Source organism: Okeania sp. SIO1H4, assembly GCF_010672695.1.
GTDB lineage: Bacteria > Cyanobacteriota > Cyanobacteriia > Cyanobacteriales > Microcoleaceae > Okeania > Okeania hirsuta.
In genome coordinates this window covers 36,897-42,896 of record NZ_JAAHGB010000059.1, presented here as the reverse complement: position 1 = coordinate 42,896, position 6,000 = coordinate 36,897, and the positions used below count along the sequence as shown (strand labels likewise).

The following is a 6,000-nucleotide window of genomic DNA, read 5'->3' as shown; positions in this document are numbered from 1 at the left end:
CCTTACGGTTTAGTCCAGTCAATGCCCGCACTGAGGCGGTCTTCTTTTAGCACCCGATTCAGATCTAACATTGTCCCATCTCAAACACCCTATTAACTTTACTTTACCTTATAAAGCGACAAGTCTATTCTTGATAATAACACTTTTCGATAGTTAATTTAACTGTACAGTGAGCTGTCTAATAGTTAATGTACAGTTCACTAGACACCTATTTTGGGTCTATTAACTAAGTAAATCTTAATGTAATATCATGTCCGGTTGAACAGTTATAAATAAATGACGGAGGAGTCAGAAGTCAGGAGTCAGCAGTCAGGAGGGAAGAAAGGAGAAGAGAAGGAGAAAGTTTTTTGACCACTAATTATCCGGATATGATATAACACACGCAGAAATGTCCGATTTATTGGAGGTTTATAGATTTTAGGATGGCAAGATATCAATATTTTTTCGATCAGAATTTCTGACGATCAAGGATTAATTGAAATGTTGTTGAATAATATTGATTACTTCAAATCTAAACCAGTGAATATTCCCAAAATTATTATTCTACTTGACAATAGACATCTCCAAAAATACTCAAACGCTGATCCTAACTATCTTTAGTCGAGCGATAGCGTACGCTTAACCGGAGGTTATCGCCACTCATCAAGATAGTTAAGTTGTACGGTTTTATGGGTCTTAGAGATACTTCGTGTTACGAATATAAATATTTCTTGTACTGTCTTTCTTATTTCTTATCTCATTTTTTCAAAATTTATACTAATATAAATGAGCCAATCCTTAGTCTAACTAAACCACATATTGTTAAGATTACTTTTTGATAATTATTATCTTTTAATCTGAATCTTTCTCTAGCAACTCCAAAGATTTTGATTAATCTTCAGATCGTGTTCTACAAATATTATCTTTTTGGCTTTTTCTTGATTTTCTTCTTTGATTTCTGGTAGCATTTCTTTTTTTATTGGTTTCTTTTTTGGTGTAGTTGTTCTCTCTACTCTTTCATCAGCTTTATCTCCTTGAAATTTTTGTTTTTTATCAAACTCCCATTCGTTGTTTTCTGAATACATTTACATCACTTACTGGACTTTTTTATCCTACTATTACATCTACTATTTCTTTTCCTGTCTTGAGTGCTTCTTACATTCGCCGTGCGACGGCGAATTAAGCACTCGCTTTTGGTGTCGTTATTATTTGATTTTTAAAAGTATGATTTTTCTTTTTTCCTGAGTAATATTTTTCTGTTTTTTTATATTCACCTGGTCTTTCTCTACTTTGTTCTTTACTATCTACAATTACAGCAGTTTTCTAGTTGATGAGGTACAAAGTTTTATTGCTCTAGGCAACAGGCAACAGGGAATATAGAAATAAATAGTCTTATAGCTGTACCTCACTATCCTCAAAAGTGCTGTAATTCTAATTCTGTTAATATTTCCTTGACCCATTATAATTCATTTTCTTTTTTTTTACTTGTTCTAATCAACTTACTGGTAGTAATTCTCTGAGAATATCTATCCAGTAATGAAAAATATTATTAGCACTTTATTCACTTATACCAAAGTTTATTCCTCATGTTTAAAAATTGGTATATGATGCCAATAAAATATTAGACTTGTCGCTTTATAAGGTAAAGTATAGAGTTAGTAGGGTGTTTGAAATGGGACAATGTTAGATATCAATCGGGTGCTAAAAGAAGACCGCCTCAGTGCGGGCATTGACTGGACTAAACCGTAAGGCATTCGATGAATTATTACAAGCTTTTTGTGTCCAACTTGAATTGGAAGCGATACGGCGCTCCGCCACGCTCCGCGAACGCTCTTTTGCCAAAAATCAAGACTCCGACCTCTGGGAGGAGGAAGAAAAGCGCCATTGCTACAAGCTTCATACAAGTGATTTTTGATCTGGTTCTACTTTAAGTGCTACCCTACCTTTGATGTGGCAGGAGTATTGTTTGACTTGCACCGCAGCAGAGCACACCGGATGGATGTTAAGACTACAGCCATTGCGCTTAGAGTGCTTTAGGGCAGAAAATGGCCTTGCCAAAACGTAAGTTACAGAGCATTGAAGAATTGATTACCAGGTTTCCATCTGCCACAGAGGTGATGATCGATGGTACAGAAAGGCCAATCCAGGGTCTAAAAGACCACCAAAAGCAGAAAAATCATTACTCAGGTAAAAAAAAGTGCCATAGGAGTCAACATCTGGTCATGACTGACCTTGATCAAAGAGTCCTCGTCCGCTCGAAAGCAAGAGAGGGAAAAGTTGATGGGCATTCGGCAGTTAGATGAAGAAAAATTGGTAGATTTTGTACCTGATGAAGTGAAAATTCATGTAGATTTGGGTTTCCAGGGATGACAGAAGGAATTTGTCAACATCAAGCCGACCCACCAAAAAACCTCGATCTCAGGAATTAACTGACCAACAAAAACATCTCAATCAAGAAAAAAGTAGCGACCGCGTCAAAAGTGAACAGACAATATCTGGGGTAAACAGATATAATGCAGCTAGAGGATGATATCGAAATCACATCAAAGATGCGCGACGATCGCTTCATGTTCACTGCGGCTGGACTCTGGAATTTTTACCTGATGGCAGCATAGTTTAATCAGTGAAAAGCCAGGATTTTCCATTTCACTTTAAGGTTTTATTTCGCGACAAGTCTAATATTTAAGTGATTTATTATTCCTTGGTTAAAGCCTTTTTTCTTCCTTCACCTGCTTGAATTAATCTTTTTTGAGCATGCTAACACCAAAATTAATCTTTGTTTTGTAAGGCTAATGCTTAAAAGACTAGCCATGAGTTAAAAAGAACCCAAATGGTTTCTATATGGCTCCCCTAAACAATTTAAGAACTATTCCCTGCTCCTCCTATCTACTTTTCATGCTTGTTATCAACTTCTGAGGGTCTTTGGACTCAGGTAGACCAAAATTTTACACTAATGAGTCGCACTACACTAAATGAGCAATAGTTACCCCACTACCGCCGTCATTTCTCGGCGCTAATTCATAACGCTCTACCAACGGATGATCCTGCAAAAACTCATGGATACCCTGTCTCAATTTACCAGTACCTTTACCATGAATAATCCACAACAAACCATACTCGATCGCCCGAGAAAGTGCCCTATCTACCTCAATTTGAGCATCTGCCACCCGACTTCCACGAATATCAATACTATTTTGAGAAGTACGAACAGCTAAACCACTAGAAGTAATCTCTGCTGGAGTTTCCTTAGACTTACTTTCTGACTTCTTACTCTTTTGTGCCTCTACATTTTTACTCTTTTTAGAAAGCTCTGCTTTTTCACCATCAAGAGATTCCACTTCTGCCAAACTAACTGTCATTTTCATAATTCCAAATTTAACAGTTAACTCATCATTCTCATTAGGAGCGCTCAAAACTTCTGCTGTCTGCCCAATTTTGGGAATCCGAATACGATCGCCCTCTTTAGGCATAAAATTCGGTTTCTTGACAGGGAGAGTACGAGAAGGCAAATATTTCTCAGAAATTTCATTAATAGCTTTAGTCGCTTTCTGAGCATTTCGAGCAGTTAACGGGCCTTGCTGTAAATTCCGAATTACCGTAGCAATTTCTGCTTTTGCCTCAGCAATTTTTTCCTGTACCGCCAACTGTTGCGACAACTGTAAATCTCTTTCTCGATCTTTCAGCGCAGCAGCTTTTCTAGAAACTTCCCGATGTAAAGATTCAGTTTCTTGTAGTAACTCAGAAGCTTCTTTTGCCTTTGTTTCCTGTTGCTGTCTTTGTGCTTCCAAACCTGCAATCACCTGATTCACATCTTCAGAATTTCCTCCCACATAATCTTGCGCTCTATAAATAATCTCCTGTTTTAAACCCAACTTGCCAGCAATAGTCATAGCATTAGAACGACCTGGAATTCCCCACAGCAAGCGGTATGTAGGTTGTAGAGAATTGATATCAAATTCTACAGAAGCATTTTCAAACCTTTCATCGTCATATTTGAGAGCTTTAAGTTCTCCAAAGTGGGTAGTTGCCACTGTTAATAGTACATGGTCTGCCAAATATTGCAAAATAGAAGTCGCTAAAGCACTACCTTCAGTGGGGTCTGTACCAGCACCAATTTCATCTAATAAAACCAGGGTAGAAGATAAACCAGAATTTTCTGGATTTTCATCCTCATCTATTGCTTCTAAAATCCTAATAATGCGTCGAACATGACCAGAAAAAGTAGATAAACTTTGTTCTAATGATTGCTCATCACCAATATCAGCCAAGATTTGTTCAAACCACGGCAACTCCACAGGTTCATTTGCAGGTATAAATAATCCTATTTTTGCCATCAGTGCAGCTAACCCCAAGGTCTTCAGAGTAACAGTTTTACCGCCAGTGTTCGGACCCGTAATTGCCACGACTTTGACTGGAGATTTCACCGTAACATCAATAGGTACCACATCATTTCCTTCTTCGTATTGCTGTTGCCAAACTAACAACGGATGTCGCAATTGACGGATATTCACGGGGCGATCAGAATCTGGTTCAGTAAATTGAGGTGGGTTTGCTCCTAACCATAAACTATAACGAGCGCGAGCTGTAGCGAGGTCAATTGTAGTAGCAATTATCAGTAACTGCTCTAAGTCTTCCTTGACTTCTGCCACTTGTTCTGTTAATGCTTGCCGAATCGCTTCCTCTTCTCTTTGGGCCTGACGCTGTAGTTGTCGTATTTGGTTATTGAGGTTGACAACTCCATTGGGTTCAATGTATAATGTAGAGCCTGTTGTAGATGTATCATGAACAATACCAGGTACGGCATCTTTTTGAGGTGCTTTGACAGGAATTACAAAGCGATCGCTCCTTTGAGTAATAATTGGTTGTTGAATAGCACTAGCTTTCCGTTGTAAAATGCCTCGAAGTATCCCATCAATGCGATCGCGTAAATGGTGCATTTTTTCTCGAATACCCGCTAGTTTGGGACTTGCCCTGTCTGTAACATCTCCCCGGTCATCTATACAGCGGTGAATTTCCTGTTCTAGTTCTGGATAAGTGCGTAACTCAGCTACTAATTCTGGTAAAACTGACAACTCATATTCCGACTCATAATTGTCAATTGTCCGACGTAACTTACGAGCGCCAGCTAAAGTTGTCGCAATAGCTAAAAGTTCACTTCCAGAAAGTATACCACCTAGTTCTGCTCTTTCCAGGGAATCTCCAAAGTCTTCAATACCATCAAATGACAAACCCTGTGGAAGACGAGTTTCTAATATATAAGCTTCCTTAGTTTCAGCTAATAGTTGTATAGTTTCCGCTTTTGTTGACGGAATTGGTAAATAATTAGTCGTGTTTTGGCGATCGCCGATATTAAAAGTCCTAGAATTGTGGAGCAATATCGCACCCAATTTCGTTGCTGTAAAAGTGGCCAAGTGTTGACATAAGCGAGGCCATTCCAGTAATTCTAAAGTCTCGGATTGAATCAAAGCTTAATAATATATAAAAGTATTATGTACTCTGAATTATATTATACTACAATTACTGCAAAATATTTGAAGTCAAAAGTCAAAAGTCATGCATTCAAAAGTTAGAAGTTAGAAGTTAGAAGTGATATTTTGAGTACTTAAAACCTCTACCTATCTGTGAAATTATTTAATTGAAATGGTATCAGCTCTCCTACTCCCCATTTAAAGTCATACATTCAAAAGTCATGCATTCAAAAGTTAGAAGTGATATTTTAAGTACTTAAAACCTCTACCTCTCTGTGAAATTAGTTAATTGAAATGGTATCAGCTCTCCTACTCCCCATTTAAAGTCAAAAGTCATGCATTCAAAAGTTAGAAGTGATATTTTAAGTACTTAAAACCTCTACCTATCTGTGAAATTATTTAATTGAAATAGTATCAGCTCCCCTATTCCCCATTTAAAGTCATACATTCAAAAGTCATGCATTCAAAAGTTAGAAGTGATATTTTAAGTACTTAAAACCTCTACCTATCTGTGAAATTATTTAATTGAAATAGTATCAGCTCCCCTATTCCC

Annotated in this window: 4 protein-coding genes and 1 pseudogene; 2 read left to right on the top strand and 3 right to left on the bottom strand. The window is 37.5% G+C overall.

From position 1 onward, the window contains the following. Nucleotides 1-848: 848 nt before the first annotated feature. Nucleotides 849-1,064 carry a hypothetical protein gene (locus tag F6K06_RS26435; protein ID WP_240038805.1) on the bottom strand — a complete coding sequence of 72 codons (216 nt, stop codon included), beginning with the start codon at nucleotides 1,062-1,064 and terminating at the stop codon, nucleotides 849-851. A gap of 100 nt (nucleotides 1,065-1,164) precedes the next feature. Then, nucleotides 1,165-1,293 (bottom strand): annotated as a pseudogene (locus F6K06_RS26430) (transposase family protein); the annotation flags it as partial. A 731-nt stretch (nucleotides 1,294-2,024) separates the two neighbouring features. Here F6K06_RS26430 and F6K06_RS26415 point away from each other — a divergent pair. Together F6K06_RS26415 and F6K06_RS26410 are read left to right on the top strand one after the other, a co-directional pair. After that, a complete protein-coding gene (locus tag F6K06_RS26415; protein ID WP_287243647.1) occupies nucleotides 2,025-2,282 on the top strand; it encodes a transposase family protein in 258 nt (85 codons plus the stop codon). A 77-nt stretch (nucleotides 2,283-2,359) separates the two neighbouring features. Then, complete coding sequence (locus F6K06_RS26410; protein WP_161564508.1) at nucleotides 2,360-2,509, top strand: transposase family protein; 150 nt, start codon at nucleotides 2,360-2,362, stop codon at nucleotides 2,507-2,509. 433 nt (nucleotides 2,510-2,942) lie between these two features. On the opposite strand, the gene F6K06_RS26405 is transcribed toward F6K06_RS26410, so the two are convergent. Next, a complete protein-coding gene (locus tag F6K06_RS26405) occupies nucleotides 2,943-5,444 on the bottom strand; it encodes an endonuclease MutS2 (protein WP_287243649.1) in 2,502 nt (833 codons plus the stop codon). Nucleotides 5,445-6,000 lie beyond the last annotated feature (556 nt).

Excerpts from the sequence above, each read along its gene's own strand:
- F6K06_RS26415 (WP_287243647.1), top strand. The coding sequence starts at position 2,025 with ATGGCCTTGCCAAAACGTAAGTTACAGAGCATTGAAGAATTGATTACC.
- F6K06_RS26435 (WP_240038805.1), bottom strand. The coding sequence starts at position 1,064 with ATGTATTCAGAAAACAACGAATGGGAGTTTGATAAAAAACAAAAATTT.